Origin of the sequence: Amycolatopsis sp. NPDC059235 (genome assembly GCF_042754125.1) — a bacterium.
In the GTDB taxonomy this organism is placed as follows: Bacteria; Actinomycetota; Actinomycetes; order Mycobacteriales; family Pseudonocardiaceae; genus Amycolatopsis; species Amycolatopsis albidoflava.
Map to the genome: position 1 here is coordinate 72,096 of NZ_JBHZAG010000007.1, position 25,509 is coordinate 97,604.

Consider the following 25,509-nt stretch of genomic DNA (forward strand, 5'->3'; position numbering starts at 1 on the left):
TTCTCAGCGTGGTGAGTGTTCACTCACCCTAGCTGGTAAGTGTTTGCTCACCCCTGTTGGAGGCCTCTCATGAAGATCACCGTCCTAGGCGCGAGCGGCCGGATCGGCGGCCTGGCGGTGCGGGAAGCGCTGGCGCGCGGATGGCACGTAACCGCCGTAGTCCGTGACCCCGCGCGGTTGACCGTGCCCGCGCATCCCCGATTGGACGTCGCGGTTCACTCCCTGACCGACCCTCGCCTGGCCGACGCCGTGACCGGTCGTGACGCTGTCGTTCTGGCCCTTGGCCCCACGGATCTCAAGCCGACGACGGTCAACTCCGACGGCACCCGCTCCGTGGTTACCGCTCTGCGCGGGTCTCGGACGCGGTTCGTGGTGGTGAGCGCGTCCGGTCTGCCCGCGGAGGGCGACAGCCTGTTCTCGCGGTTGTTGCTGAAACCGTTGCTGGGAGCGGTGCTGCGCAACGGATATGCCGACCTGCGGCGGATGGAGGCGATTCTGCGCGAGGCCCCGGAGGTGCGGTGGACGATCGTGCGTCCGACGAGGCTGACGGACAAACCGGCGCGGGCGCGGGTCCGCAGCGAGGTGGGGCGGGACGTGCGGGGGAGCTACCAGGTTTCGCGGGCGAACGTGGCCCGGTACTTGCTGGACGCGGCCGAAGACGACGCTTTGGCGGGGAAGACAGTGTCGATCGCTCAGTAACGAGGCTGTCTGCTGCTGCTGACACCTGCGGCTGGAGCGTCCGAGGTTGCAGCCGCCTGTGGCTGGTGGTGCTGTCGGCAGTTGCAGACATGCTGCTCCCGGCGGCTTTCCCCAAGCTATCCCCAGGGTTGTCCACAACTCACCTCTCCTGTGGACAACTCCCTCCGCGGGCCCGGATTTGTCGTAGGCCCTCGTTACTGTCGGAGGCATGGCAGTTCTACGGCTGTTTCTCCTCTTCCTGATGGCACCCGTGCTGGTCGCACAGGCTGTGCGGGTGCGTCGGGAGACTCCGCGGCTCCCCGGAGCCGACGGGCCGATCGAAGGCGCTCTCGGTTCCGGGCGACCGCTGCGGCTCACCGTCATCGGCGAATCGACGGTGGACGGCGTCGGTGCGCTCACCCACGCCGAGGCGCTCACCGGGCAGCTCGCGGCGGGGCTGGCTCGCGCGTACCCAGACCGCGAGGTGCGGTGGCACGCGCTGGGCATCACCGGCGCGTCGGCGCGGGTCGTGCTCGACGAGCTGGTTCCGCGCGTCCGGGCGGCGGACGTGGTGGTGGTCGTCCTCGGCGTGAACGACACCCTGGAACTGCACTCGGCTGCCCGATACCGGCGGGATCTGCTGTCGATCGTCGTCGAGGTGCGGCGGAGGGCCGGCGACGTCCCGGTCGTCCTCGCGGGTGTGCCGCCGCTCGCGAGTTTCCCGTCGCTGCCCCGGCCGCTGCGGGACGTGCTGGGCGCGCGATCCGTCGCACTCGACCGGGCGGCGCGCGAGCTGACGCGGCTTCCCGGGGTCACGCACATCCCATTGGTTCCGGGACTGCTCCGTCCGGGAATGTTCGCCGCTGACCGTTTCCACCCCGGCCCGGACGGTTACCGCGCTTGGGCCGCCGCGCTCTCGGAGGGATTACCGATCGTCACTGACGGTTGGCATCCGGGGGAGGTGACACGGCCGTCCTGACCGGCAGGCTCACAAAATCCTCAAAAACTTTGGCGCTCCGTGTATCTAGGCGCACTCTGGATGCGTCCTATGGGGCGAACCAAGGAAAGGGAGGGCCACATGCCTGCGGATCAGAAGGACGAGCGGCAGCCGGGAACCACCGTTCCGCCCGTCAAGACGAGCCCCGCGCCTGGGGCGAACCGGGGAGTGCAGCCGGACGGCAACCACGAGCCGCTCGACGACACCGGCACTGCCAAATAGCGAGACGGGCGGCGCCCGGGAGCCGAGGGGGTTGCCGGACGTCGTCAGCCGGAGGGAGTTCGGGGAGGAATTCCCTTCCGGCGGGGCCCGACAGGGGAGCGGGCCCTCATGGGGGCGGGGAGTACCGGTCGGCGCGCGCGAGCAGCCCGCGCTGGCCGGTGCGCACCCGCACGACCGCACGCTCCGCGTGCACCAGCGCTGAACCGGCGACCTGATCGGCACAAGGGGGCGATCAGGCCGGCGGCCGGCGCGAAGCGAGATGGACGTGACGCAAGGACTGGCCACCCGCCGGTCCGGTCTCCGCTCGGCCCGGGTCTGGGGGACCCGGCCCGGCCGGACGGGTTTCGGAGGGGACCCGGCCGGCTGCTGAGCGGGCTGGAGCGGCGGGAACGGCCAGGCCTCACGGACTGGCCCGCGGGCTGGCGTGGTTGGGCGGATCCGGGGAGGGATCGGTTCGGCTGGCGGGTTTCGCGGGTTGGTTGGAGTGGGTTGGCTTGCGGGTTGGTGTGGTTGGGCAGGTCCGGGGAGGGATCTGCCCAGCTGGCGGGCCTTGGGGCTAACTCGGCAGGACTGGCTTGCGAGCTGGCGCGGTTGGACGGGTTCTGGGAGGGGCCTGTTCGGCTGGCGGGCTTTGCGGGCTAATTCGGCAGGGCTGGCTCGCGGGCTGGCGCGGTTGGACGGGTTCTGGGAGGGGCCTGTTCGGCTGGCGGGTTTCGCGGGTTGGTTGGAGTGGGTTGGCTCGCGGGGTTGGCGTGGTTGGACAGGTCCGGGGAGGGATCTGCCCAACTGGCGGGCCTTGCGGCTAATTCGGCAGGACTGGCGGGCCGGCTTGCGGCCTGTCCGGCTGAGCGGACCTCGGGGAGGGGTTCGCGGGGTCGGCGGGTTTGGCGGGCCGGTCCGGCTGGCAGGTCGGCTTGCGGTCCGGTTGTGGTCAGGCGGGTTCGGGGAGGAATCCGCCCAGCCAGAACCGGGCCGCAAGGCGACCTGAACTGTGTCGGCCGGGTGGATCCGGGGGAGGGATCGACCGGTCGACGGACGGGGCTGGTGAATCGGCTTCCGGTCCGGTGCGGAAGGGCGGATTCAGGGGAGGAATTCGTTCGGCCGAACCGGGCCGGCGGGGCGCGATGGGTCGTTGGGGGACCCATCGGGTCCGACGGAGCTGTCGGGACACGACCGTGCTGGAGGGGGAGCCCGGCCGGTCGTGTCCCGGCACCCCGCCGGTCCCGGCGGAAGCCAACCGGGCTGCCAAGTCCGGGAGAACCCGCCGGACCTGCGCGAACATCGCCATCCGCCGGGTGAACGGCAACGAAAACCGCAGCAAAGCAGCACCGGAACCGAAGCAAGATCAAGCAGCAAGCACCAAAAGCCGCCCCAAACCGGCTCCGAGAAAAACCCACCTGAAAAAAAGTCAGAGATTGATGTATCCCAGAGCCAGTTGTTCGCTCCTCAACCAAGAGCCCACCCACGGGGCACACACCGTGCCCCTGTGCACCATCCGCATCACCGAACCCACTGAAAGAGCGCGCACAATTCACGATCGATCCGGTACCCGACCGGAGAGGCGACCCGCGACTGGCCCGGCCGTGCCGACACGACCGGTGGCTTGCTCGCCCAGGTCGGCCCACCTCCGGAGTGAGGCAGCTACGGTGACCGACGTGCACACCACCGAGGTAGACCCGCCCTGGGAAGGCCTGACCGGCGCCGACCTGCACGCCGCTTGCATGGAAGCGGCGCGGGGCGGCGATCGGCGCGCCATGGCGAAACTCGTCGACGAGCTGACGCCGCTCGTCTGGCACGTCGCGCGCGCCAACGGGCTCGACCGGCAGCTGGCCGAGGACGTGGTCCAGACCGTGTGGCTCGCTCTGTTCAGCCAGCTCGCGAAGCTGCGCGACCCCCGCGCGCTCGCCGCCTGGCTGATCACCACGACTCGCCGCGAGGCGACCCGTCCCTACGGCAGGCGCACCCAGCCCGTGCCGCTGTCCGACGAGGTCGCCGCGACGCTCGAAAGCGATCATCCCGCGCCTGAGGAGGAAGCCGTCCGCGCCGACCGGGATCGCCGGGTCTGGCGCGCCTTCCTCCGCCTGCCCGCACGCTGCCAGGAGCTGCTGCGGCTGACCGTCCTCGCCGGCCGCGCCGAATACCGCGCGGTCGCCGAGGCTATGCAGATGCCGCGCGGCAGCGTGGGGCCCACCAGGGGCCGCTGCCTCGACTCGATGCGCGATCTGCTCGCAGGAGAAGGGGGTGCCCGGTGAGCGACAACATCGGCAGGCCGGGACACGGCCAAGCGATTCCGGACGACGAGGCCATTCTGGCGGACATCGGCCGGTTTCTCGACGAGCTGGACCCGCCGCCGGACGATCTGGTGCAGCGGGTCCAGTTCGCGCTCGAGCTCGAGAACCTCGACGTCGAGGTCGCGCGCTGGGAGCGGCTCGACGAACTGGCTGGCGTGCGCAGCACGGCGACCGGCACGATCACCTTCACCGTCAGCGACCTGACGGTGATGATCAACCTGACCAAAATCGGGAAGGTGCACCGGATCGACGGCTGGCTCGCGCCCGCGGGCGAGTACGACGTGGAGGTGCGGGTCGCCGATCACGGCACGTTCGCGACGGCCACCGACGAGGGCGGCCGCTTCGTGCTCGAACGCGTCCCCTGCGGAACCACGCAGATCCTCGTGCACCTCGGCGCCGGCGCGCACCGCCGCACCGTCGTCACGCCGACCGTCGTGCTCTGAGAAACCCGGACGGGCGTTATGGAGAGTGGCGGAGGTGTGCTCCCATAGAGTCCGTGTCCGCGCCCGTCCATGATCGAACGATCGCGGCGGCGTCCGATCTGTACGCGCGCGGCCGGGCCGCCGCGTCCGACCAGCGGCCCGGCATCGCGGTGCGGTTGTTCCGCAGCGCGCTCACGCGGCTGGCGCGCGTCGCCGAACCGCTGCCTGAACACCGGGAACTGCAGGTGCGGGTGCTGGTGAGCCTTGGCGCGGCCGAGGCCGAGGTCGCCTCCACCGACGCCGGTCTCGCGCACCTGGAGACCGCGCGGCAGCTTCGCGACCAGCTTCCGGAGAACCAGGCCGTCCGCGAACTGGGGTTATTGGTCACCGGCCAACGCGCGGTGGTGCTGATGCGCGGCGGCCGGTTCAGCGAATCGCTTGCGGTGTACGACGCCGTCATGCCCGGGATCGAGGCGGAGTTCGACGACTCCCGCCGGACGCTGGTGATCATGCTCCTGAACCGGGCCCTCGTGCACATGGCGCTGAACCAGCCGAACGCCGCGCAAGCCGACCTCGAGCGCGCGCTCGGTTTCGCCCGCGAGAACGGGCACACCCGGCTCGAAGGCAAGATCCGGCAGAACCTCGGCGACCACGCGCAGCTGATCGGCGACGTTCCGCAGGCGCTGTCCAGCTACGAACAAGCCGCGCGGATCCTCGTCACCGAATCGCCCGGTTCGATCCCGCTGATCCGGCTCGACCAGGCCCGCGCGCTGCTCACCGCGGGCCTCGCCGATGAGGCGGGCAAGCACCTCGACGAGGCGCTTCCGGAGTTGCGCGCCAACGGATCCGGCCAGCACATCGCGGAAGCCGAGGTCGCGCGGGCCGCGGCCGCGTTGCTGGAGGGCGATTTCGCGTTGGCGCGAAAGTCCGCGTCGGACGCGCGCCGCCGATTTCTCCGCCGCGGCAACCGGACGTGGGCCGAGATCGCCGGTCTGGCACGGTTTCGGGCCGAAGCCCAGCAGGTGCTGTCGGATCGGCAAGGCCGGTCCACCTCGCGGTTGCCCGCCGAACTTGTCTCGATCGCGGAACGGCTGGCCGCGCTCGGGCTGCGTGACGAGGCGGCGGTCGCGCGGCTCTTCGCGGTGCGATTGCTGATCCGCCGCAAGGAAATCGCCGAAGCCTCGCTCGTGCTCACCCACGTGCCCGCCCCGCGCGCGACGTCGCCGATCGACCACCGGATGCTGTTTCGGCTGTGCCGGGCGGAATTGGCTGTCGCCGAGGACCGGCCGCGCGCCGCGCTCGCGCAGGCCCGCGCCGGACTGCGCGAACTCGGCACGATCCGCGACCGGATGGGCGGGCTCGATCTGTTGTGCGGCACGGCCGTGCACGGCGAGGAACTCGGCAGGCTGGCGATGCGGCTCGTGCTGCGGCGCGCGCGGCGGAACGCGGCCGGCGCGCGGCGGATGTTCGCGTGGCTCGAACGCACCCGGGCGCAGGTTTACCGGTACGAACCGCTGCCGGTGATCGAGGATCCGGTGCTGGCCAAGCACATCAACGAGATGCGGCACGTCCAGCGCACCATCCAGCGCGCCCGGCTGGAGGGCGAGCCGGTGAAGGCGCTCGAGCAGCGCTACACCCAGCTGCAGCGCGAGGCGAGCAGGCTCGGCTGGTACACGAGCCAGTGGGGCCGCCCGCGTCCGGTCGCGACGCCGGACGAGGTCGTCGCCGCGCTCGGCGATCGCGTGCTGGTGAGTTTGGTGCCGTACAACAATCAGCTGTACTCGCTGGTCGTCGACCGCGGGACGTTCCGGCTGCTCAAACTGGGGCCGCTGGACGACATCGTCGAGACCGCGACCCAGCTGCACGCCGACCTCGACGCGCTCGCGCCGGACCATCTGTCGCCGATCATGGCGGAGACGGTGTCCGCGTCCGCGCGCCGCCGGGCGGAGAAGCTCGACGCGCTGATTTCCGCGTCGCTGGTCAAAACCCTCGACGATCGCGAGCTGGTGATCGTCCCGATCGGGCAGCTCTATGCGATGCCGTGGGGCGCGTTGCCGTCGCTGCGCGGGCATCCGGTGTCGATCGCGCCGTCGGCGACCGCGTGGATCACCGCGAAACGCCCCGCCGAGGACGGCCCAGTGCTGCTCGCGGGCGGCCCCGGGGTGCCGGGCGCGGTCGGCGAGGTGAGCAAGCTGCGCTCGGTTTACCCGGACGCGCAGCTGGTCGAGGGCGATGAGGCGACGAGCGCCACGGTCCTGACTGCGCTGGACGGAACCCGCTTGGCACACCTGGTCGCGCACGGCGCGCACGAGCCGGCGAACGCGCTGTTCTCCCGCGTGGAGCTGGTCGACGGCCCGCTGTTCGCGCACGAGACGACCCGGCTCGCGAACCCGCCGGAGCGGGTGGTGCTGGCCGCGTGCGAGCTGGCGATGAGCCACATCCGGCCGGGCGAGGAAGCGCTGGGCTTCGCCGGAACGCTGCTGGCGAGCGGTTCGCGGACGGTCATCGGCGCGGTGGCCCGAGTCGGCGACCGCGCGGCGGCCGACACGATGGCGGACCTGCACCGGCGGCTGGCGGAGGGGACGTCACCCGCGCTGGCCCTGGCGGAAGCGGTGGCGGTGGACCCGATGCGACGGCCGTTCGTGTGCCTCGGGGCTGGCTGAGCTCTCGGAGGCGACGTGCTGCGCGGCGCGTGGATGGCGGGCTCGCGTGCACTGCGAGCGAGGGACTACCGCAGCGCCTTTGCGTGGGCGGCGGGGGCTCGTGAGTGTTGGCGCCGGTTAGAACCGGCATAGCCACTCACGAGCTAGCGCGGCGTGGCGGTGCTCAGCCCAGGAAGTCGGCCAGCGGGACCGGGGTCAGGCCGTCCTTCTTGGCCTGGGCGATGAACGCTTCGTAGTCTTCCTTGAACGTCTTGCGGAAGTGCATCAGCACGATGTCGCCCGGACGGAGCTTGTCGCCGGATTGGAACTGGACGACGCCGTCGTTGACCGAGGCGGTCCACAGCACCGACGCGCGCATCCCGCACTCCGCGGCGGCCTTCAGCGTGTTCTGGTCGTAGTTGCCGAACGGCGGGCGGAAGAGGCTCGGGCGCACGCCGAGAGACTTCTGGAAGTCGTCCGCGTCGTCGCAGATTTCCTTCTTCTGGAAGTCCAGCGGTTTGCCCTTGAGGTTCGGGTGGTTGACCGTGTGGTCGCCGAGCACCGCGCCGGTCGAGTCCAGGATCGCCTTGAAGTACGCCTCGTGGCCCTTCACGTACCGGTTGTTCAGGAACAGCACCGGATGCCCGCCGGACTGCTGGATCAGGCCCTGCGCGGACGGGTCCTTCACCGCGCCGTCGTCCATGGTGATGAAGACGTACGGCTTGTCGGTCTGGATGCGGCGGACCACGCCGACCTTGCCGTCCTGGATCGCCGGGGCCTTCTGCTGCACGGTGCCGAACGGGTACGGCCCGGGCGGCGGACCCGGCTTCGCCGCCCCCGGGGCGGGGTTCGCCTGTTCCGGGGCTTGACTCGAATCGGGGCTGGAGCACGCCGACAATGCGAGCAAACCGGCCAATGCCGCCGCCAGCCATCGCTTCGCCATGCTGCTTCCTTTCCCTCGGGGTCACCCGAGGGGATGACGTCTGTACTCCAGTCTGAGTTGATCGTTGTGGTGCAACGCACCCCCGTCAGACAGCACGATTGCCCGCTTTGGCCAACTGCGTGGCCAAAAATCCGATCACTCCGCGCAACGTTGCGAGGGCGACGGGCCCCGTTCCGGGGATCCGTTCGGCGAACGACCCCGACCACCTGAGGTCCGTGCCGCCGTCGGCGTTCGGCGTGAACATCACTTCCGCACGATAGTCGTGGACCGGGCTGGAACCGTCGATTGTGTAGACGTGCCGTCGATCCGGTACGTATTCGAGAGTCCGCTCGCGCAGCAGAACCGGCCACAATCCGACTTCCCGGACGGCGTCGACCTTGCCGTCGTCGCCGAGCGCCGACCACCGGGACTGCAGGACGAGCGGCCGCGCCCACGTCGACCACAGCGTCCCGTCGCTTTCCAGCCGGAACAGCACTGGTGGCGGCGCGCTGCTCACCTTGTTCACCTCGAACGAATACCTGCGACCCGCCATGAGAGCTCCTCGAACACGTTGTTGGCCGAGCGACAAATCAATCCCGGACAGCCCCGGTAGGTCAAGATGGTGCGGTGAGCCGCCCCGACTTCGCCGCGCCGCACTGGCTGACGCAGCTTCTGCGTTCCAAACCTGTTCCCATTCCGTGGAACATGGTCGCTCGCGCGGTGGTCGCGCTGGCTACTCCGCTGGCGGTCGCGTACGCGGCGGGCGACATCGCGGTGGGCGCGCTGATCTCCACCGGAGCGCTGCCGACGGTGCTGTCCGAGGCGGCCGGGGCCTACCGCTACCGCGCGCGCCGGCTCGGCGGGGCGACGTTCGCCGCAGCGATCGGATACCTCCTTGGGCTGCTCACCGGCGGCATGCCCGCCTGGTCGATCCCGGCGATCGTGGTGGTGGCGGCGGTTTCCGCGCTGATCAGCGCGGCGGGCAGCAACGCGTCGGTGGCTGGGCTGCAGATGTTCGTCTTCTGCGTGCTCGGCACCGCGCAGCACTCGACCGGCGTACGCACCGAAGTGCTCTTCGGTCTCTTCTGCGCGGGCGCGGGCTGGGGCCTGCTGGTCGCGCTCGGCACCTGGACGCTTCGCGCGACGAGCCCCGAACGCACGGCTGTCGCGCAGGTCTACATCGAACTCGCGGCGATGTTGTCGGCTGAAGACGAACCGACTTCGCGGGTCGCGCGCCATCAGCTGACCACCGCGATGAGCACGGCGTACGACCGGTTGCTGGTCGCGCGTTCCTGGCTGTCCGGCCGAGACGCTGCGTATCGCCGGCTGTTGAACCGGCTGTCCGCGACGACGCCCGCGGTCGAGGCATCGGTCGCGATGGTCAACGCCGGACAGCGCGCGCCGGACGAGGTCATCGACTACCTGACGCGCGTCGCCGCGTCCGTGCTGGCGAGCCAGCCGCTGCCGCCCGCGCCTGAACTGGCGGACGAGAACGCCGACGCGGTGGTCAGTGCGCTGTACGCCGGGCTGGCGCGGATCGGAAAGCTCGACGACCGCAAACGCCGTAAGAAGGTTTCGCTGCTGCGTCGCGTGCGCGAGTGGGCGAGCGGGCTTTCCGGGCCGCTGACCTGGTTGGCGACACTTCGGCTCACGGTGTGTGTCGCGGTGGCCGAAGTGGTGGCGCTGATGGTGCCGTTCGAGCGGTCTTACTGGATCACGCTCACCGTCGGCGTGGTGCTGAAACCGGACTTCGGCTCGGTGTTCGGCCGTGCGGTGCTGCGCGGGATGGGCACGGTCGCGGGCGTCGGAATCGGCGCGGTGGTGCTCGCCTTCGGCGCGCGCGGCTGGGTGTTGGTGGCGCTGATCGCGGTGTTCGCCGGCGGGGCCGCGGTCGGGAAGGTGCGCAATTACGGGATGCTCGGCACCTTCGTGACGCCGCTGATCATCCTGCAGATGGACCTCGCCAACACCGGCAGCTGGACCGTCGTGCTGGCGCGGCTGGTCGACACCGTGATCGGCTGTGTGATCGTGCTCGTCGTCGGCTATCTGCTGTGGCCGGGTTCGCGGCGGCCGACCGTCGGCGGGCGGCTGGCGGACAGTTTCGACACGGTCGCCAAATACGTCCGCACCGCGATGGTGCTGAACTCGACCAGCGAATCGCGGCTCGCCCGTTCGCGGGCCCGGCGCGGGGCGTACCGCGCGCTCGCGGACCTGCGGACGGCGTTTCAGCAGGTGATCGTGGAGCCGTCGCCGGCGGGACGGCAGGCGGTGGCGTGGTGGCCGGTGATCGCTGGCCTGGAGCGCGTGACCGACGCGGTGACCGAGGTCGGCGTGACGATCGGGGAGGGCGCGCCCGCTCCGTCGCCCGCGGACATCGAGCTGCTCACGGACGCGCTGGCGGAGCTGGCGTCCGCGGTCCGGGAGCAGCGGGACCCGGATTCGGTGCCGATGCCGGACAACCCGCGGCTCGCCGGGGTGGTGGACCAGCTCGGCTCGACCTTCGACGCGGTGCGCGGGCCGGACCTCGTGGAACGGTCGCCGCTGCGGCTGGTGCGCCGGTTCCTGCCGTACCACCGGCGCACCTGAGCCTGGCCGCAGCCGGGCCCAACCCGGAGGCGGAGGGTTACTGCTGTCCGCCGGGCTGGCCGCCCTCGGCCTGGCCGCCTTCGGGCTTCGGGCCGTCTTCGGGCTTCTCGCCGCCCTCTTCGTGCTTGCCGGTGACCTTGCCGAGCAGGTCCTTGGCCTTGTCCACGCCGCCGTCGATCTGCGAATCGTGGCCGCTGACCTTGGACTTCGCGAATTCTGCCGCCTTCTCGAGACCCTGCTCGAGCTTGCCGCTGTTCTCGCGAAGCGCCTCGGTCGCCTTGTTCTTGAGCTCGTCGAAGTTGATGCCCATCGAATGCCTCCCCGGGGTTGGGATTGAGAGGCTTCAATCGTTACACAACAGGCGTTCCAGGCAAGTCAAGAGACTTCGCCGAGTGCGACGGCTCCGTCCAGTCCGGTGATGCGGCCGCCGCGTTCGCCGAGTGCCACGAGTCCTTCGCGGGCGTCGGCGGCGGTGAGGTCGATGCGGACGCCGGACAGTGCCGCGTCGCGGGCCGCTTCCAACGCCAGAGCGCCCTCGTGACCTGCGTTGATGGTCGCGGCGAGGCCGCCGGTGGACGCGAGCGAACCGCGGGCGGCTCCCAATCGGCCGAGTGCGTCGTCGACGATCGGGAGCAGGGCGTCGCGGTTGCCTTCGGTCATGGCGCGCACCAGGTCCGGCGACGAGCCGGCCACGCGGGTGCCGTCGCGGAACGAGCCGGCGGCCAGCGTCATCGCGAGCGGGCCGCCCTGTGCGCCGACCGAGGCGAGGATCGCGGCGAACAGGTGCGGCAGGTGCGAGATCCGGGCGACAGTCTCGTCGTGCGAATCGGCGGGCAGCGGAATGGCGTGCGCGCCGACGTCCAGCACGAGCCGGGTGACCTCGGACCAGGCCGTGAGGTCTGTTTCCTCCTCGACGCCGACGACCCAGGCCGCGTCGCGGAAGAGCATCGTGTTGCCGGCCAGCCAGCCGGAGTGCGACGTGCCCGCCATCGGGTGTCCACCGACGTAGCGCGTGTACGGCGCGCGGCGGCGGACTGCGTCGAGCATCGGGCCCTTCACGCTGACCACGTCGGTGAGGATGCAGTGCGACGCGTGTTGCGCGACCTGCCGCAGCAGGTTCTCCACCGCGGGCAGCGGCACCGCGATGACCACGATCGCGTCCGCGGCCGCGGCTCGCTGCAAGGCGGCTTCGGCGTCGGTGGTGACGTCGTAGCCGCCGCGGCTCGCCGCGTCAGCGTCCACTTCGGACACTGTGGTTCCCCAGACGGTCCTGCCGCTCGCCGCGGCGGCTCGCAGCAGGGAACCGCCGATGAGCCCGAGCCCGATTACGCATACGTCTCGCACGGGGCCATCCTGCCAGTGCGCGCAAGCGGCTACAGGACGGCGGCCAGCCGGGTGCCCTGGTCGATGGCCCGTTTGGCGTCGAGTTCCCGTGCTTCGTCCGCCCCGCCGACGAGATGCACCGGCACCTCGCCGAGCGCGCCCGCGAGCTCCCGCACGGATTCCTGGCCTGCGCAGACCACCACGGTGTCGACTTCCAGCAGCCGCGGTTTCCCGTCGACGGTGACGTGCAGACCGGCGTCGTCGATCCGGTCGTAGGAAACGCCGCTGATCTTTTCCACCCCCTTGGCGCGCAACGCCGCGCGGTGCACCCAGCCGGACGTCTTGCCGAGCCCGGCCCCGATCGGCGACTTCTTGCGCTGCAGCAGGTAGACCTGCCGCGGCGACGGTTCCGGCTTCGGCTTCGCGAGTCCGCCGGGCGCGAGCGCGGGGTCGGTGACGCCCCATTCGGCCATCCAGGCGTCGCGATCCAACGCGGGCGACGAGCTGTGCGTGAGGAATTCGCTGACGTCCACGCCGATGCCGCCCGCGCCGATCACCGCGACCCGCTCGCCGACCGGTTTGCCGTGCCGCACGACGTCCACGTACGACAGCACCTTCGGATGGTCGATCCCGGGCAGCGAAGGGACCCGCGGCGTGACGCCGGTGGCCAGCACGACCTCGTCGAAGCCGGTCAGCTCCGCGGCGGTCACCCGGGTGCCGAGGTGCACCTTCACTCCGGTGACCTCCAGCCGGCGCGTGTAGTACCGGATGGTCTCGGCGAATTCCTCCTTGCCCGGAATCCGCCGCGCGATCCCGAACTGGCCGCCGATTTCGTCGTCGGCCTCGAACAGCTCGACGTCGTGGCCGCGTTCGCCGAGCGCGGTCGCGGTGGCGAGCCCGGCCGGTCCGGCCCCGACGACGGCGACGCGTTTGACCTTCCGGGTCGGCAGCAGGTTCAGGGTCGTTTCGTGCCCGGCTCGCGGATTCACCATGCAGGACACCGGTTTCCGGCTGAACGCGTGGTCGAGGCAGGCCTGGTTGCAGGCGATGCAGGTGTTGATCTCGTCCGCGCGGCCGGTTTCGGCCTTGCGGATCCAGTCCGGGTCGGCGAGCAGCGGCCGAGCCATCGAGACCAGGTCCGCGTCGCCGTCGGCGAGCGCCTGTTCCGCGACGTGCGGCAGGTTGATCCGGTTGGAGGTCACCACCGGCACCGAGACGTGCGGCTTCAGCTTGCCGGTGACCCAGGTGAACGCGCCGCGCGGCACCGACGTGACGATCGTCGGCACGCGGGCTTCGTGCCAGCCGATGCCGGTGTTGATGATCGTGGCCCCGGCCGCCTCGACGTCGCGGGCGAGCGCGACGACGTCGTCCCAGCTCTGCCCGCCTTCGACGAGGTCGAGCATGGACAGCCGGTAGATGATGATGAAGTCCGGCCCCACTTTTTCCCTGGTGCGGCGGACGATCTCGACCGCGAACCGGCGACGCTTCTCCGCGGTGCCGCCCCACGCGTCGGTGCGCCGGTTGGTGCGTTCGGCGAGGAACTGGTTGATCAGATAGCCCTCGGAACCCATGATCTCGACGCCGTCGTATCCGGCGTCGCGGGCCAGCGCGGCGCAATCGGCGAACGCGCGGATGGTGCGATGCACGCCGTACGCCGTGAGCGCGCGCGGGCGGAATGGGTTGATCGGCGCTTTGCGGCTCGACGCGGAAACGCTCAGCGGGTGATAGGCGTAGCGGCCGGCGTGCAGGATCTGCAGGGCGATCTTGCCGCCCTCGGCGTGCACCGCGCCGGTGAGCAGCTGGTGATTCTTCGCCTCGGCGGGCGTGGACAGCTTCGAGGCCAACGGCAACAGCCAGCCGGTGCGGTTCGGCGCGAACCCGCCGGTGACGATCAGGCCGACGCCGCCGCGCGCGCGTTCGGCGTAGTACTCGGCGAGCTGCGGAAAGCGTGACGCGCGGTCTTCCAGACCGGTGTGCATCGACCCCATCAGGACGCGGTTGCGCAGCGTCGTGAAGCCGAGATCGAGCGGGGACAGCAGGTTCGGGTACTCGGTCATCAGTGAGATTCCTTTTCGTCGGCCTGCAACGCGGTCAGGATTTCTTCCAGCCACTCGACCTGGCCTTCTTCGACGCGGATTCCGCCGCGCAGCACGAGGTATTGGTGCAGCGGACGGCCGCGGAGCCGGTCGGGGGCGGGAAAGTCGCGCTTCTCGATCTGCCGGTACAGCTCGAGCCGCTCGGCGTGCGCGTCGCGGTGCCGGGTGATCTCGGCGGCGACCGCTTCGGCGTCGCCGAACGACGCCCCGCGCAGCTTCACCGCCAGCTCCTGAGGCCCGGCTGACGGCGCCGGTTCGGCGAGCCAGCGGCGCAGTTCGACGCGGCCCGGCTCGCTGACGGTGTAGACCTTCTTGTCCGGCCGACCGTCTTGCGCCACCACGTCGACCGCGACCTGGCCGGCCTCCTCCATCCGCTTCAGCACGCGGTAGATCTGCTGGTGGGAGGCGCTCCAGAACAGCCCGATGGACTTCTCGAACCGGCGCGCCAGCTCGTAGCCCGAGCCGGAGCGCTCCGACAGCGAGACGAGGATCGCGTGCTCCAGTGCCATGCCGGACAGTGTCATATGCAACTAGGTGCAGTGCAACTGAGTGCAAGCCAGGTCACCATTGCAGCTGGAACTTCACCGTGGCGCCGAGGAAGCGGGCGAAGGTCAGGAGATTGCACAGGGCCGCGTCGATTTCGCGCGGGTTGTGTTCGAGTTGCCAGACCGAAAACACTGTGGTGCCAAGCAAATCGGCGAGATGCTGGCGAGAGTGCCCGGCGTGCTCCCGCAAGCGACCCAGATCGTGTTGGAGCCGGAGGGGTTCGATCAGCGCGAGAGTGTCGGCCGGGTCGTACTGGTGTGGCATCCGTTCGCGCCAGCCGGGCCGTTTGCCGCGCGGCGGTTTGAGGACCACGGTGACGCAGCAGCCGAGGTGTCCGGCATAGGCGTTGGCGTTGTGCAGGAAGTAGCTTCGCTGCGCTCGGCCGAGCCAGTTGTGCGCGGTGCCTCGTTCCGCGCCGAACAGCATGGTCGAGACGTTGTTCCAACTCCATCCGTAGCCTCGGCGTATCTCTTCGAGGCTCTCGCAGATCGCGGCGAGTGTCGGGTTCGACGGCGGTTCGATCGCTGGTCGCCGCTGTGGGCGCAGATAGTGCGACATCAGCGCTTCTTCCGGTGTCGTCCCGCCACGCCGCAACCGGGGCAGCCGCGGAGCCGGGCGCGTTCGGTGGGCAGTGGCTCGGACAGCTCTGCGCGGAAGGCTGCCCGGAACAGCGGATAGCCGCTCGCGCACCGGGGGATGAACTGGTCCCGGCTCGGGTCGGCCAGATCTGCTGCCCGGTATTGGTGGACGCGACTGTCGCCGGACCAGAACCGGTACTCGAATTCGGCAGGAACGCTCCGATCGATCTCGTTCGGGGGAATAGCCCTCGGAACCTGCGCTTCCATGGTGTGCCTTTCGCTGTGCTCCGTTGCGACGTGCACTACCGTGGTGCATCACGTCACATAAGTGCAAGACTTGCATACTTGCAAGGTTGATAGATCGCTCGAAAGGGGTACCGGATGACCGCGCAGCCATCTCTTCGGCGTCGGCGACTGGTGGGCGCGCTGAAGCGGCTCAGGGAACAAGCCGGGCTGACTCTCGCCGAGGCGGGCAAGGCGGCGGGCTTTTCCGAGGCGAAGGTCTCGCGGATCGAAACGTTCGCGGTCCAGCTGTCGGGCGACGACGCCTATGCACTGGCGATCGCCCTTGGCGCGGACGAGGACACGGCGAACTCGCTGGTCATCTTGGCGCGGAGTGCAAAGAAACGAGACTGGTGGCATGACGCCTATCAGGACAAGGGGATCGGGCGGTTCACCGACTTCCTTGAACTGGAGGACGATGCGCGCCACCTGTTCGGTTTCCAGCAGACGTTGATCCCCGGTCGGTTGCAGACCCGGGCCTACGCGGAAGCGGTGATCCGAACCGGGCTTCCCGATGCGGAGGACGAGGAGATCGAACGCCGGGTTCAGCTCAGGATGGACCGGCAGAAGCGCAACTCGGTGCCGTTCTGGACGGTGATCGACGAGTCGGTGCTGTGGCGGCCGATGGGCGATCGGGCAGTGATGGCCGAACAACTGGACCATTTGGCCGCTGCGGCAGGGAAGCCTGGCACTACGGTGCAGATCATTCCGCAAAGCGCGACCGGGTATCCACCGATCAGCACGTCGTTCATGGTGCTCGTGCTGAATGACGGCGCGGTGTTCGCCTACCTGGACACTCTCACCGGCGGGCTGTTCGTGGAGGCTCCCGAAGAAGTCGAAGCTTATGAAGCCGCACGGTCGCGGCTGCAAGCTGTCGCCCTTGATTTCGATGCCAGCGCTAAGCTTGTCAGGCAGGCGCGGGACGAGCATCGGAGGACTTGATGGCGGATGAGTTCGCCGGTCTGTGGCGGAAGGCTTCCTACTCAGACGCCAAGGGCGAATGCGTCGAGGTGGCCATCACTCCGGAGGTCGTGGCGGTTCGCGACTCCAAGGACCCGGGCGGCGGCCGCTTCACTTTGCCGCCGGACGCGTGGCGCGGCCTGCTCACAGTGCTGAAGCGCGACTGACCTTCCTGCCTGTGAATCCGGTTCTGGAACTGCTCGCCGAGCGCATCGCCGAGGGCAGCGTGCCGGGGCGGCGGACGGACGGCCGCAGGCTCGCGCTCGCTGTGGAGGGCGGCAGCAGCCGCGGCACGTATTCGAGCGGAATGGTGCTCGCGCTCGACGAACTCGGGGCCACGCTGGCCTTCGACGACGTCTACGGCGCCTCCGCCGGTGCGCTCAACGCGGCGTGGCTGGTGTGCGGACGCTCGCGGACCGGCGTGCGGACCTGGTGGAACCCGGCGGTCATGCGGCGGATCATCAACCCGCTGCACACCCTGCGCGGCCGTTCGGTGATCGATCTCGACTATCTCGTGCACCAGGTGTACTCGGTGCTCGAACCGATGGATTTCCCGGCGATTCTGGCGAGCCCGGTCGGCTTCCACCCGCTCGCCACCGACGCCGACACCGGCGAGTCGACCGATCTGCGTCCGTTCATCGAGGATGTCGACGGGATTAAAACGGCGCTCGCGGCGTCGTCGTGCATGCCGGTGCTGGCCGGGCCGCCGATCGCGATGGGCGGGCGTCGGTTCGTGGACGCGGGGATCGCCGAACCGCTGCCGTTTCGCACCGCGTTGGCGCAGGGCGCGACAGACGTGCTGGTGCTGCGGACTCGGCGCGAGGATGAACCTCCGATGCGGCCGCCGCGCGTGCAAGACGTGGTCGTGCCGAGGTTTCTCCGCCGCCACGCACCAGGCACCATCGACGCTTGGCGCACGCAGTACCACCGGGATCTGGAAGACGAACGCCAGCTGCGGGAAGATCCGCGGCTGGCGAGCGTCCGGCCGCCGGCCGGGGCGCCGGATGTCGCTGTGCTGGAACGGGATCCGGCGGTGCTGCGACTTGCGGTGGAGCTGGGTCGGCACGCGGTTTACGAGGCGTTGGAAGTCCTGCGCAGGGCTTCGTGAGCGCGGCTGCGGACCGTGAGCCGTTGAGTGACCAGGGAAATCGCGAGATAGCCCAGGATGGACGCGCCGCCGAGTCCTTTCGCTTCATTGGCCGCGTCGATGGCGAAGTCAAGTCCTAAGTGGACTCCGAAGGAGACGAGCCACAGCGCGGCGGTGCGCCAATTCCCTTGCCGCCACAGGGTTCCGTCGGCTCGCCAGATCCGCATGGTGTATCCGCGGGCAATGCCGAAGCCGCCCGCGACCACGAAACTGCCGATGAGCACAAGGATCGCTGAGGTGGTCGGCGTGGTCTTGGCGATCGCGACGCCGAGCGAGGCTGCTCCGAGCGCGCTGATGACGAGCAGCACCACCGGCGGGCGGTCGGCGCGGCGGACTTGAAGTTGTCGCCACATCAGCCAGGTCAGGACGACCAGGCCGATCAGGATGTTGTCGAAAGTGTTCGGCACAGCGTCGACTGTGCCCGGGCCGGGCCGTCCCGCGCCTCCACCCGGGGGTGGAGGCCGGGTGGGAAACCCCGGTCAGGCCTGCGGTTTGCGGGCCACGCCGCCGATCACGCGCGACTCCGACGGCGCCTTCGCGAACACCGTGTCGCCGTCCGGATGCCACGCCGGCGCGTACACCAGGCCCGGTTCGAGCAGCGGCCAGCCGCCGAAGAACCGTTCGAACTCCGCCTTCGTGCGCAGGATGCCCGGGTTGGTGGTCGACTCGTAGTACTTGATGATGTCGACGAGCGCCTGGCGTTCGTTGTCGTCCACCGGGTTTTCGTTGGTCATCTGGGAAAGGATGAGCAACGAGCCCGGCGCGAGCTGCTTGCGGTAGAACTCGAGGATGCCGTCCGGGTCCTGGTCGTCCTTGATGAAGTGCAGCACCGCGTTGACGATCAGCGCCACCGGCTTCCGGACGTCGATCACGTGCGAATCGGCGACCCGGTCCCACAATTCGGCGGGCTGCAGGAGGTCGGCGGCCATCGCCTGGTGCCGGTCCTCGTCCGCGGTGTCGGCGAGCAGCACCTGCGAATGCGCGAGCGCCACCGGCTCGTTGTCCAGGTACAGCACGGAAGTGTCGTGGTCCGGGCGTTCGTCGTCGGCCACCTCGTGCACGTTGCCCGCGGTGGGAAGGCCGGAGCCGATGTCGACGAACTGCCGGATGCCCTCGCGCACGCTCTGGCGCACCGCGCGGCCGAGGAACTGCCTGCTGGTGCGGCAATACTCGCCCATCAGCGGCAGCCGTTCGCGCACCTTCTCGGCGAAGATCCGGTCGATCGCGTAGTTGGTGGTGCCGCCGATGAAGTAGTCGTAGACGCGGGCCGCCGACGGCCGGTCCAGACTGGCTTCCACCGCGCGCAGTGCTTCGTCCTGTGTGCTCATCGCCGTCCTCACGCTCGCCCTGGCGCTCATGCTAACCATGGCGCCGGGGTCAGCTCGGCCGGTAGGACTCCCGGTAGGCGTTGACCGAAGCCGTCAGCTCGTCCATCACGGCGCGCATCCGGCCGAGTTCGGCTTTGTCCAGGTTCATCGCCGCGCCGACGTGCGGCGGGATCCGTTCCGCCTTGGTGCGCAACGCGGTTCCCTCTTCGGTCAGCCGGATGCGGACCGAGCGCTCGTCGTCGGATTGGCGTTCGCGCTTGATGAGCCCGGCCTTCTCCAGCCGCTTCAGCAGCGGCGACAGGGTGCCGGAGTCGAGGCTCAGTGCGGCGCCGAGTTCCTTGACCTGCTGCTCGTCCTGCTGCCAGAGCGCGAGCATCACCAGGTACTGCGGGTAGGTCAGGTCGAGCGGTTCGAGCAGCGCGCGGTAGAGCGCGGTGACTGCCCGGGAAGCCGAGTACAGGCCGAAGCACAGCTGGTCGTCAAGCAGCAGCGAACCGGTTTCTCCGGTGTCTGGGCTGGTCATCGGTGGCCTCCCTCGGGTTTCTTCTTCCCCAGCTCTCCATCCTCTCTCGGCTGATCGGGAAGGGCAACTCAAGTGCTCTAGATCTCATTGTGTGTCATCTAGTTGTGCACAACTAAGTTGTGGAGTTATGTTCTGTGCGGTCCGCACGACGCAGCTATCGGAGGAAGTCATGACCGCGAACCCGCAGAACCTCGCCCTCGAGCCGGCCGCCCTGGCGTTCGCCGAGGCCACCGACCAGCCGCCGTACCTCTTCCAGCTCCCGCCCGCCGAAGGCCGCAAGGCTGTTGACGGCGTGCAGGACGGCGACGTCGAACTCGCGCCCGCCGACATCGAGACGCTGACCGTCCCAGGTGGACCGAACGGTGACGTCGAGGTCCGGATCGTGAAGCCGCAGGGCGTCACCGGACCGCTGCCGGTGCTGGTCTACATCCACGGCGCCGGCTGGGTCTTCGGCGATTTCCACACCCACGAGCGGCTGGTCCGCGAACTCGCCGCCGGAACCGGCGCGGCCGTTGTTTTCCCGGAATACAGCCGTTCGCCGGAGGTTCGTTACCCCGTCGCGATCGAAGAGAACTACGCCGCCGTGAAGTGGGTTGTCCAGAACGGCGCGGAGAAGGGGCTCGACACCACGCGAATCGCGATCGCGGGCGACTCGGTCGGCGGAAACATGACCGCCGCGCTGACGCTCATGGCGAAGGAGCGCGGGGACGTGAAGTTCCTTCAGCAGGTGCTGTTCTACCCGGTCACCGACGCTTCCTTCGACACCGAGTCGTACACCAAGTTCGCTGAGGGCTACTTCCTCAGCCGCGAAGGCATGAAGTGGTTCTGGGACCAGTACACGACCGATGAAGCGCAGCGCGCCGAGATCACCGCTTCGCCGCTTCGCGCCACTGTGGAGCAGCTCGCCGGATTGCCGCCGGCGCTCGTGATCACCGGCGAGGCCGACGTTCTTCGCGACGAAGGCGAGGCGTACGCCGCGAAGCTGCGTACGGCGGGCGTGCCGGTGACGGCGGTGCGGTACCAGGGCGTGATCCACGACTTCGTGATGGTGAACGCGCTTCGTGAAACGCACGCGGCGGAAGCGGCGATCACACAGGCGATCACCGTGTTGCGTGGCGCATTCGGCAACTAATCAGGGACTAACGGGCAATCCTGAGGTTCCGCTGAGTTTGCCGGGGCCATTCTAGGCGTGATCGACGTCACGTGATCACAACGAGAATGGCCCCTCAAACGTATCTAAAGCAGCGGGTCCCGCCTTCCGGGCGCGCGATCGGTCCTGGAGGTACCCGTGCACCTGAGCGCAATCAGGTTGGATTCGCCCGTCATGCTCGCGGTGATCGGCGTGCTCGCGCTCCTCGCGGTCATCTCGGTCCCGTGGTTTTGGGACAAATGGCGCAAGCGCAAGCAAATCGGCCGCAGTGCCACGGTTCTTGTCGCGCTGTGTCTCGTAATCGTCACGCTTGGCTTGACCGGCAATATGATCGGCGGATTCTTCCCGACGCTCGGCTCGCTGCTAGGAACCGGCGCGTTCGCGGCCGAGGGCATCGACGTCGAGGGCGGCGACAACGGCGTCGATCTCGGCCGCGCGCGGGACCTCGGGGTGGCGCACGCGCGGGTCGGCAAGGGGACCATCGCGCACGTGACGGTGACCGGACGGCGCACCGGCCTCACCCGCGACGTGACGGTTTACCTTCCGCCGCAATACTTCCAGCATCCGTACAAGTCGATGCGGTTCCCGGCGATCACCTGGATCCCGAACTACCCGTCCGGCCCGGAGGTCACCACCGCCCCGATCGGGTACCACTTGCCCGAGCAGCTTGACGCGGCGATCGCGAAGCATCTGCTGCCGCCGGTGATCGTGCTGATCCCGGACCCGACCGGAACGCCGAAGATCGGCCACGACACCGAATGCGTCGACGAGGTCAACGGAAGTCCCAATGACACTTACCTGTCCGCGGACGTCCGGGAATGGGCGATCCAGCGCCTCGGCGTCAACCCGGACCGGCGGGCGTGGACGATCGCGGGCTGGTCGTCCGGCGGCTATTGCGCGCTGAACCTCGTGACGCGGCATCCGCAGTGGTACGCGCAGGCGGCGAGCGTGAGCGGGTACGAAAAGGCCCAAGTGGACGGTGAGACCGAGAATCTTTTCCGCGGCCGCAAGGACATCGAGGACGCGAACAACGTCAAGATCAACGTCCGGCTGCACCCGGCCCCGCTGGAACTCCTCGCGATCTCCGGGGAGAAGGAACAGAACGAAAGCCGCGCGGTCGACCAGATGCGCGCGGCCGCGCAGGCGCCGGTGCAGTTCACGTCGTGGCGGATTCCGGACGCGGGGCACAACATGAACACGTTCAAGGCGCAGCTGCCGGACGTGCTGACGTGGATCGGGCAGCGGATCCCGGGACCGTCGGCGCCGGGGCCGCGGGCCGACGTGACCGGCGGCGTGAAGCCGTGGCCGCTGCCGAGCACGGGCGCGCGGGGCGGGCTGACCGCGGTGGAGCAGTGACGCTCAGCGGATCCCGGGAAGGTGCTTGACCACCTCGGTGACCTGAGCTTCCGCGGTGTCGTAGCCGACCGAGCGGGGATTCTCGGTGAGGACCGTGACGAGGTACCGGTTGCCCTTGACGAGGCCCGAGGTGTGCAGGATGCGCCCGGGATTGCAGCAGGACCAGCCTTGTTTGACGGCCCAGTGAGCGTCGCCGAGCGCGTCCGGGATGCCGAAGTACTGCCGGAATCCGTCGGTGCCGTTCTCGGTCGCGTTGCGCAGCGCCCGCAGAATCGTCTCGCGCTGCTGGGCCGGCGCGCGGTCCATCAGGTAGCGGTAGACGCGCGTGAGGTCGGCGGCGGTGATTTCCGTGTCGCCCCAGCGTCCGGGGTTTTCCGGCGGCTTGGTTTCGGCCAGGCCCATCTCGCTCACCGCTTCCCGGACGATGCTCGTCGCGCCGCCCGCGACCCACAGCCGGTTGGCGGTGTCGTCGTCGCTGCGGGACAGCATTTCCTGCACGGTGCCCGGATTGGTGCCGCGATCGAGCGCGTCGAAGGCGATCATGAGCTTCACGAGGGACGCGGAGGTGTAGTGCCGATGCGCGTCGAGGGAAACCGGGGTCGTGCCGCTGGCGCGGTCGTAGACGACCACGCTGACGTGCCCTTGGGGGACGAGCGCGGTGAGTTCGGTCTTGAGGTCGGGGCCCTGCTGCGGCGCGGCGCTGCCGGTGCTCGCTTTCGGGCCGGGGCTGGGTGTGCTGGATTCGGTTGTCGCGGAGATGACGCCGGACCCATCCGCCGGCCCGGCAGCGGTGACCACCTGCCGGTACGATCCGGCCTCGGTGACCAGAAACGCGATGACCGCACCGAGAAACAAGCCGGCCAAAAGGAACGAGTTCGCCCTGCGCATGCCCCGACTTCCCCGATCGCTTGATCAGGGTTCGCCGAATGGGCCGGGTTTGTGGGATGGGTCTCGGTACCGGCCAGTACGCGTGACGCTCGGGTGGGCTGCGGGCAAGCAGGGATGGTTCAGACCACGGCGAGCCGTTCCACGAGCAGGTCGACCCGCTGCCTGGCGAACTCCCTCGGCAACCGTCCCGCGCGGGTCAGGGTCGCGATTCCGTGCAGGGACGCCCAGAACAATTCGGTGAACAGACCCGGTTCGACGCCTTCGCCGGCGACCTCGCCGAGAGTTTCGAGCAGCGCGGCGAACGCGTCCTTCAGCGGTTCCGGAGTGTCTTCCTGCGCGAACGCGAGGCCGCCGTCGAGCTGGAAGATGGCATCGTAGACCGCCGGGTGCTGCTCGGCGAAGTCGAGGTACGCGCGGGAGAGGGCGGTGACCCGGGCGCGCGGGTCGCTTTCGGCGCTGGCAGCGGCCCGCGCCGCCGCGGCCAGTTCGGCGGCCCCGTCGAGCGCGACCGCGCCGATGATCTCGCGCTTGCCGCGGAAGTGGCTGTAGAGGACGGGCTGGCTGTACTCGATGCGCTCGGCGAGCCTGCGGGTGGTGACGGCGTCCCAGCCCTGCTGCTCGGCGAGCTCCCGGGCCGTCGCCACGATGAGGCGCTCGCGTTCCGCTTGTTCGCGCTGCTTGCGTTCGTGTACTGACATGGTCGAAGTCTAGCACTGCTAGACAACCGAGCGGCAGTAGTACTAGCATCGCCTCATCGGCTAGCACTGCTAGATCTTAGGAAGGTCATCATGCTCAGCGCACTCGAGGTCTGCACCGTCGTGATCGTCGGCGTGATGGTGGGGGTGGAGTTCTCCGTCGCCTTCGTCATCAACCCGATCTTCAACGCGCTCCCCGACGACAGCAATCAACTAGGCCGCGCCCACGGCGGCCGGATGCTCGGCGCGATCATGCCGTTCTGGTACATCGGGTCGCTTGTCCTGAGCGCGATCTGGGCGATCGTGGCGTGGGATCGCCCTGGCACCGGGCTGGTCGTGATCGGGGCCGGGCTGCTGATCGTGAGTGTCGTGATGTCGATTCTGCTGCTGGTCCCGATCAACAACCAGGGCAAGACGTGGACTCCGGAGAACCGGCCCGCGGACTGGAAAGAGCAGATGAACCGCTGGGACCGCTACCACTACGTGCGGGTCGCGGTGATCATCGGTGCTTTCGCGTTGCTGGTCGCCGCGCTTGTCTGAGGGCGGCGGTGGTGGTGATGGCGGGGCTGATTTGAGGGCGGCGGCTGTTCCGGTCTGGGCGCGGCGGGGGTGCTGGCGGCTGGGCTGGTGTGAATGCGCCGGGGTGTCGGTGGCTGGGCTGGTGTGAATGCGCCGGGGTGTCGGTGGCTGGGCTGGTGTGAGTGTGGTGCTGGCGGCTGACCGCGTGTGGGTGCGGCGGTGGTGTCGGTCGCTGGATTGGTCTGGGTGCGGTGGGAGCGCTGGCGGCTTGGTTGGTCTGAGGGCGGTGTGGCTCCTGTCGGTCGCCGCACTGCGGTGAGTACGGCGGCGGTGCGGTGCGGGGCTGGTTTGAGGCGGCGGTGGTGTTGGTGGCTGTCTGGTCTGGGTGCGGCGGGGTTGTGCTGGGGGCTGGTTCTGAGCGCCGTGCGAATCCTGCCGATCGCCCCGCACGTCGGAATACCGCGCGGTTCTGCCGGACGCGCCGGTTTCCGCGGTTGGAGGAACCGCCGCGCCAATTCTTCAGCTCCTTCTCTCCTGCTTCTTCGCCGCCGAGGCCGTGAGCCGGTCCGGCTGGTACCTCACTCGGGTCTCCGATCGGCTCAGCAGTCCCATCAGTCCCGGCAACCCACCCGGTGTCGCCGATTTTGCCCAGTGGGCGGGTTGGGGCGGCCGAATTCGGGTTTCGGGCCGGTTGGGGCGGGGGATCCCTTCAGGGTTGGCCCACCGTCACCTTCGGTACGGAAGGACTGGAGTCATGGTTCGTGCGCATCGAGCCCGCGTCCGGGTGGAAGGGGTGCAGCCCGCTCAGGTGCTGGCCATTCTGCTCGGGGTCCTGTTTCTCGCCTACGGCATCATCGGGCTCGTGAAGTCCGGGTTCGGCGATTTCACTGGACACGGTGTCACTTTGTGGCGGTTTTCCGCCAATCCGCTGAACAACGTCGTCCACGTGGTGACCGGCGTGATCGGCCTGCTGCTGGCCTTGGGCTCCGGCCGCGCCCGGACGTTCGGCTGGCTGCTCTTCATCGGCTACGGCGCGCTGTTCGTCTGGGGCCTGATGCTCGCCGGGACGATCACCGTCAACCCGGTGTCCGGCCTCGGCAACCCGCTCAACCTCGCCGACGCGGACAACTGGCTGCACCTCGGCATCGCGGTTCTCGGTCTGCTGACCGCGGTTCTCCCGGCACGCCACGGGGTGCTGCTTCCCGAGGACGAGGAACCCGCCGAGGTCGACACGGCCGCCCAGCCGCGCCGTCCCGAACCGGGCGGGCATGGCTTGGCCCACTAGTCCACAATGGAATAACCGCGCAGCGGGATCGCTTGCCGGGGCGGAATTTCCTCCGGTGGTGATCCCGTTCGTG

At 69.2% G+C, this 25,509-nt stretch carries 26 protein-coding genes; 14 read left to right on the forward strand and 12 right to left on the reverse strand.

What is annotated here, in order from left to right; all coding sequences use genetic code 11:
- Nucleotides 1-69: 69 nt before the first annotated feature.
- The 6 genes from ACFXI3_RS07195 to ACFXI3_RS07220 all read left to right on the forward strand — a co-directional run bounded on the left by ACFXI3_RS07195 (nucleotide 70) and on the right by ACFXI3_RS07220 (nucleotide 7,273).
- Nucleotides 70-699 carry an NAD(P)-dependent oxidoreductase gene (locus tag ACFXI3_RS07195; RefSeq protein ID WP_378398589.1) on the forward strand — a complete coding sequence of 210 codons (630 nt, stop codon included), beginning with the start codon at nucleotides 70-72 and terminating at the stop codon, nucleotides 697-699.
- Between the two features lie 208 nt (nucleotides 700-907).
- Entirely contained in the window at nucleotides 908-1,657 is a 750-nt protein-coding gene (locus ACFXI3_RS07200; protein ID WP_378398591.1) for an SGNH/GDSL hydrolase family protein, read from the forward strand.
- Nucleotides 1,658-1,756: 99 nt separating this feature from the next.
- Nucleotides 1,757-1,897, forward strand: coding sequence for a hypothetical protein (locus ACFXI3_RS07205; protein ID WP_158242475.1), 141 nt, complete (start codon nucleotides 1,757-1,759; stop codon nucleotides 1,895-1,897).
- A 1,646-nt stretch (nucleotides 1,898-3,543) separates the two neighbouring features.
- Nucleotides 3,544-4,149 carry a sigma-70 family RNA polymerase sigma factor gene (locus tag ACFXI3_RS07210; protein WP_344287784.1) on the forward strand — a complete coding sequence of 202 codons (606 nt, stop codon included), beginning with the start codon at nucleotides 3,544-3,546 and terminating at the stop codon, nucleotides 4,147-4,149.
- Nucleotides 4,146-4,631: a carboxypeptidase regulatory-like domain-containing protein gene (locus ACFXI3_RS07215; RefSeq protein WP_344287786.1), complete on the forward strand. Its 486-nt coding sequence runs from the start codon at nucleotides 4,146-4,148 to the stop codon at nucleotides 4,629-4,631. Before ACFXI3_RS07210 ends, ACFXI3_RS07215 begins: the two co-directional genes overlap by 4 nt.
- Before the next feature lie 53 nt (nucleotides 4,632-4,684).
- A complete protein-coding gene (locus ACFXI3_RS07220) occupies nucleotides 4,685-7,273 on the forward strand; it encodes a CHAT domain-containing protein (protein WP_378398594.1) in 2,589 nt (862 codons plus the stop codon).
- Between the two features lie 163 nt (nucleotides 7,274-7,436).
- On the opposite strand, the gene ACFXI3_RS07225 is transcribed toward ACFXI3_RS07220, so the two are convergent.
- The gene (locus ACFXI3_RS07225) at nucleotides 7,437-8,195 is read right to left on the reverse strand and encodes a polysaccharide deacetylase family protein (protein ID WP_344287790.1); all 759 of its coding nucleotides are present in this window, start codon (nucleotides 8,193-8,195) and stop codon (nucleotides 7,437-7,439) included.
- 85 nt (nucleotides 8,196-8,280) lie between these two features.
- Nucleotides 8,281-8,727 (reverse strand): SRPBCC family protein, encoded by a 447-nt coding sequence (locus tag ACFXI3_RS07230; protein WP_378398596.1) that lies wholly within the window; start codon nucleotides 8,725-8,727, stop codon nucleotides 8,281-8,283.
- 74 nt (nucleotides 8,728-8,801) lie between these two features.
- Here ACFXI3_RS07230 and ACFXI3_RS07235 point away from each other — a divergent pair, with 74 nt between their 5' ends.
- The gene (locus ACFXI3_RS07235) at nucleotides 8,802-10,760 is read left to right on the forward strand and encodes an FUSC family protein (protein ID WP_378398598.1); all 1,959 of its coding nucleotides are present in this window, start codon (nucleotides 8,802-8,804) and stop codon (nucleotides 10,758-10,760) included.
- A 37-nt stretch (nucleotides 10,761-10,797) separates the two neighbouring features.
- Here ACFXI3_RS07235 and ACFXI3_RS07240 read toward each other — a convergent pair whose 3' ends face one another.
- The 5 genes from ACFXI3_RS07240 to ACFXI3_RS07260 form a co-directional block, all read right to left on the reverse strand.
- Nucleotides 10,798-11,070, reverse strand: a complete 273-nt coding sequence (locus ACFXI3_RS07240; protein WP_378398600.1) for an antitoxin — start codon at nucleotides 11,068-11,070, stop codon at nucleotides 10,798-10,800.
- 65 nt (nucleotides 11,071-11,135) lie between these two features.
- The gene (locus ACFXI3_RS07245; RefSeq protein WP_344287797.1) at nucleotides 11,136-12,104 is read right to left on the reverse strand and encodes a prephenate dehydrogenase; all 969 of its coding nucleotides are present in this window, start codon (nucleotides 12,102-12,104) and stop codon (nucleotides 11,136-11,138) included.
- A 29-nt stretch (nucleotides 12,105-12,133) separates the two neighbouring features.
- The gene (locus tag ACFXI3_RS07250) at nucleotides 12,134-14,140 is read right to left on the reverse strand and encodes an FAD-dependent oxidoreductase (RefSeq protein ID WP_378398602.1); all 2,007 of its coding nucleotides are present in this window, start codon (nucleotides 14,138-14,140) and stop codon (nucleotides 12,134-12,136) included.
- Nucleotides 14,140-14,688 carry a PadR family transcriptional regulator gene (locus ACFXI3_RS07255; protein WP_378398603.1) on the reverse strand — a complete coding sequence of 183 codons (549 nt, stop codon included), beginning with the start codon at nucleotides 14,686-14,688 and terminating at the stop codon, nucleotides 14,140-14,142. Before ACFXI3_RS07255 ends, ACFXI3_RS07250 begins: the two co-directional genes overlap by 1 nt.
- Before the next feature lie 52 nt (nucleotides 14,689-14,740).
- The gene (locus ACFXI3_RS07260) at nucleotides 14,741-15,283 is read right to left on the reverse strand and encodes a hypothetical protein (protein ID WP_378398605.1); all 543 of its coding nucleotides are present in this window, start codon (nucleotides 15,281-15,283) and stop codon (nucleotides 14,741-14,743) included.
- A gap of 401 nt (nucleotides 15,284-15,684) precedes the next feature.
- Between ACFXI3_RS07260 and ACFXI3_RS07265 the strand changes: the two genes are divergently transcribed.
- The 3 genes from ACFXI3_RS07265 to ACFXI3_RS07275 are packed head-to-tail and all read left to right on the forward strand — an operon-like array spanning nucleotide 15,685 to nucleotide 17,653.
- Nucleotides 15,685-16,527 (forward strand): helix-turn-helix domain-containing protein, encoded by an 843-nt coding sequence (locus ACFXI3_RS07265; protein ID WP_378398607.1) that lies wholly within the window; start codon nucleotides 15,685-15,687, stop codon nucleotides 16,525-16,527.
- On the forward strand, nucleotides 16,527-16,712 hold the full coding sequence (locus tag ACFXI3_RS07270) for a DUF397 domain-containing protein (RefSeq protein WP_378398609.1): 186 nt from the start codon (nucleotides 16,527-16,529) through the stop codon (nucleotides 16,710-16,712). Before ACFXI3_RS07265 ends, ACFXI3_RS07270 begins: the two co-directional genes overlap by 1 nt.
- A gap of 11 nt (nucleotides 16,713-16,723) precedes the next feature.
- Entirely contained in the window at nucleotides 16,724-17,653 is a 930-nt protein-coding gene (locus ACFXI3_RS07275) for a patatin family protein (protein ID WP_378398611.1), read from the forward strand.
- Here ACFXI3_RS07275 and ACFXI3_RS07280 read toward each other — a convergent pair.
- The 3 genes from ACFXI3_RS07280 to ACFXI3_RS07290 form a co-directional block, all read right to left on the reverse strand.
- Nucleotides 17,617-18,099, reverse strand: coding sequence for a hypothetical protein (locus ACFXI3_RS07280; RefSeq protein ID WP_378398613.1), 483 nt, complete (start codon nucleotides 18,097-18,099; stop codon nucleotides 17,617-17,619). The genes ACFXI3_RS07275 and ACFXI3_RS07280 overlap by 37 nt on opposite strands.
- A gap of 72 nt (nucleotides 18,100-18,171) precedes the next feature.
- Entirely contained in the window at nucleotides 18,172-19,020 is an 849-nt protein-coding gene (locus ACFXI3_RS07285; RefSeq protein WP_344287807.1) for an SAM-dependent methyltransferase, read from the reverse strand.
- 49 nt (nucleotides 19,021-19,069) lie between these two features.
- Nucleotides 19,070-19,543, reverse strand: a complete 474-nt coding sequence (locus ACFXI3_RS07290) for a MarR family transcriptional regulator (protein ID WP_344287809.1) — start codon at nucleotides 19,541-19,543, stop codon at nucleotides 19,070-19,072.
- Between the two features lie 169 nt (nucleotides 19,544-19,712).
- Between ACFXI3_RS07290 and ACFXI3_RS07295 the strand changes: the two genes are divergently transcribed.
- Both ACFXI3_RS07295 and ACFXI3_RS07300 read left to right on the forward strand, forming a co-directional pair.
- Nucleotides 19,713-20,675: an alpha/beta hydrolase gene (locus ACFXI3_RS07295; RefSeq protein ID WP_378398615.1), complete on the forward strand. Its 963-nt coding sequence runs from the start codon at nucleotides 19,713-19,715 to the stop codon at nucleotides 20,673-20,675.
- Between the two features lie 156 nt (nucleotides 20,676-20,831).
- The gene (locus ACFXI3_RS07300; RefSeq protein WP_344287814.1) at nucleotides 20,832-22,049 is read left to right on the forward strand and encodes an alpha/beta hydrolase-fold protein; all 1,218 of its coding nucleotides are present in this window, start codon (nucleotides 20,832-20,834) and stop codon (nucleotides 22,047-22,049) included.
- Nucleotides 22,050-22,052: 3 nt separating this feature from the next.
- On the opposite strand, the gene ACFXI3_RS07305 is transcribed toward ACFXI3_RS07300, so the two are convergent.
- Both ACFXI3_RS07305 and ACFXI3_RS07310 read right to left on the reverse strand, forming a co-directional pair.
- Complete coding sequence (locus tag ACFXI3_RS07305) at nucleotides 22,053-22,937, reverse strand: hypothetical protein (protein ID WP_378398617.1); 885 nt, start codon at nucleotides 22,935-22,937, stop codon at nucleotides 22,053-22,055.
- Between the two features lie 119 nt (nucleotides 22,938-23,056).
- Nucleotides 23,057-23,635 (reverse strand): TetR/AcrR family transcriptional regulator, encoded by a 579-nt coding sequence (locus ACFXI3_RS07310; protein ID WP_378398619.1) that lies wholly within the window; start codon nucleotides 23,633-23,635, stop codon nucleotides 23,057-23,059.
- A gap of 90 nt (nucleotides 23,636-23,725) precedes the next feature.
- Here ACFXI3_RS07310 and ACFXI3_RS07315 point away from each other — a divergent pair, with 90 nt between their 5' ends.
- Nucleotides 23,726-24,172: a DUF1772 domain-containing protein gene (locus ACFXI3_RS07315; RefSeq protein WP_344287820.1), complete on the forward strand. Its 447-nt coding sequence runs from the start codon at nucleotides 23,726-23,728 to the stop codon at nucleotides 24,170-24,172.
- A 733-nt stretch (nucleotides 24,173-24,905) separates the two neighbouring features.
- Nucleotides 24,906-25,436 (forward strand): DUF4383 domain-containing protein, encoded by a 531-nt coding sequence (locus tag ACFXI3_RS07320; protein ID WP_344287822.1) that lies wholly within the window; start codon nucleotides 24,906-24,908, stop codon nucleotides 25,434-25,436.
- Nucleotides 25,437-25,509 lie beyond the last annotated feature (73 nt).

What these genes read in the sequence shown, in the direction of transcription:
- ACFXI3_RS07195 (WP_378398589.1), top strand. Translation starts at nt 70, where the DNA reads ATGAAGATCACCGTCCTAGGCGCGAGCGGCCGGATCGGCGGCCTGGCG.
- ACFXI3_RS07200 (WP_378398591.1), top strand. Translation starts at nt 908, where the DNA reads ATGGCAGTTCTACGGCTGTTTCTCCTCTTCCTGATGGCACCCGTGCTG.
- ACFXI3_RS07205 (WP_158242475.1), top strand. Translation starts at nt 1,757, where the DNA reads ATGCCTGCGGATCAGAAGGACGAGCGGCAGCCGGGAACCACCGTTCCG.
- ACFXI3_RS07225 (WP_344287790.1), bottom strand. Translation starts at nt 8,195, where the DNA reads ATGGCGAAGCGATGGCTGGCGGCGGCATTGGCCGGTTTGCTCGCATTG.
- ACFXI3_RS07230 (WP_378398596.1), bottom strand. Translation starts at nt 8,727, where the DNA reads ATGGCGGGTCGCAGGTATTCGTTCGAGGTGAACAAGGTGAGCAGCGCG.
- ACFXI3_RS07240 (WP_378398600.1), bottom strand. Translation starts at nt 11,070, where the DNA reads ATGGGCATCAACTTCGACGAGCTCAAGAACAAGGCGACCGAGGCGCTT.
- ACFXI3_RS07250 (WP_378398602.1), bottom strand. Translation starts at nt 14,140, where the DNA reads ATGACCGAGTACCCGAACCTGCTGTCCCCGCTCGATCTCGGCTTCACG.
- ACFXI3_RS07255 (WP_378398603.1), bottom strand. Translation starts at nt 14,688, where the DNA reads ATGGCACTGGAGCACGCGATCCTCGTCTCGCTGTCGGAGCGCTCCGGC.
- ACFXI3_RS07260 (WP_378398605.1), bottom strand. Translation starts at nt 15,283, where the DNA reads ATGTCGCACTATCTGCGCCCACAGCGGCGACCAGCGATCGAACCGCCG.
- ACFXI3_RS07265 (WP_378398607.1), top strand. Translation starts at nt 15,685, where the DNA reads ATGACCGCGCAGCCATCTCTTCGGCGTCGGCGACTGGTGGGCGCGCTG.
- ACFXI3_RS07270 (WP_378398609.1), top strand. Translation starts at nt 16,527, where the DNA reads ATGGCGGATGAGTTCGCCGGTCTGTGGCGGAAGGCTTCCTACTCAGAC.
- ACFXI3_RS07285 (WP_344287807.1), bottom strand. Translation starts at nt 19,020, where the DNA reads ATGAGCACACAGGACGAAGCACTGCGCGCGGTGGAAGCCAGTCTGGAC.
- ACFXI3_RS07290 (WP_344287809.1), bottom strand. Translation starts at nt 19,543, where the DNA reads ATGACCAGCCCAGACACCGGAGAAACCGGTTCGCTGCTGCTTGACGAC.
- ACFXI3_RS07295 (WP_378398615.1), top strand. Translation starts at nt 19,713, where the DNA reads ATGACCGCGAACCCGCAGAACCTCGCCCTCGAGCCGGCCGCCCTGGCG.
- ACFXI3_RS07305 (WP_378398617.1), bottom strand. Translation starts at nt 22,937, where the DNA reads ATGCGCAGGGCGAACTCGTTCCTTTTGGCCGGCTTGTTTCTCGGTGCG.
- ACFXI3_RS07310 (WP_378398619.1), bottom strand. Translation starts at nt 23,635, where the DNA reads ATGTCAGTACACGAACGCAAGCAGCGCGAACAAGCGGAACGCGAGCGC.
- ACFXI3_RS07315 (WP_344287820.1), top strand. Translation starts at nt 23,726, where the DNA reads ATGCTCAGCGCACTCGAGGTCTGCACCGTCGTGATCGTCGGCGTGATG.
- ACFXI3_RS07320 (WP_344287822.1), top strand. Translation starts at nt 24,906, where the DNA reads ATGGTTCGTGCGCATCGAGCCCGCGTCCGGGTGGAAGGGGTGCAGCCC.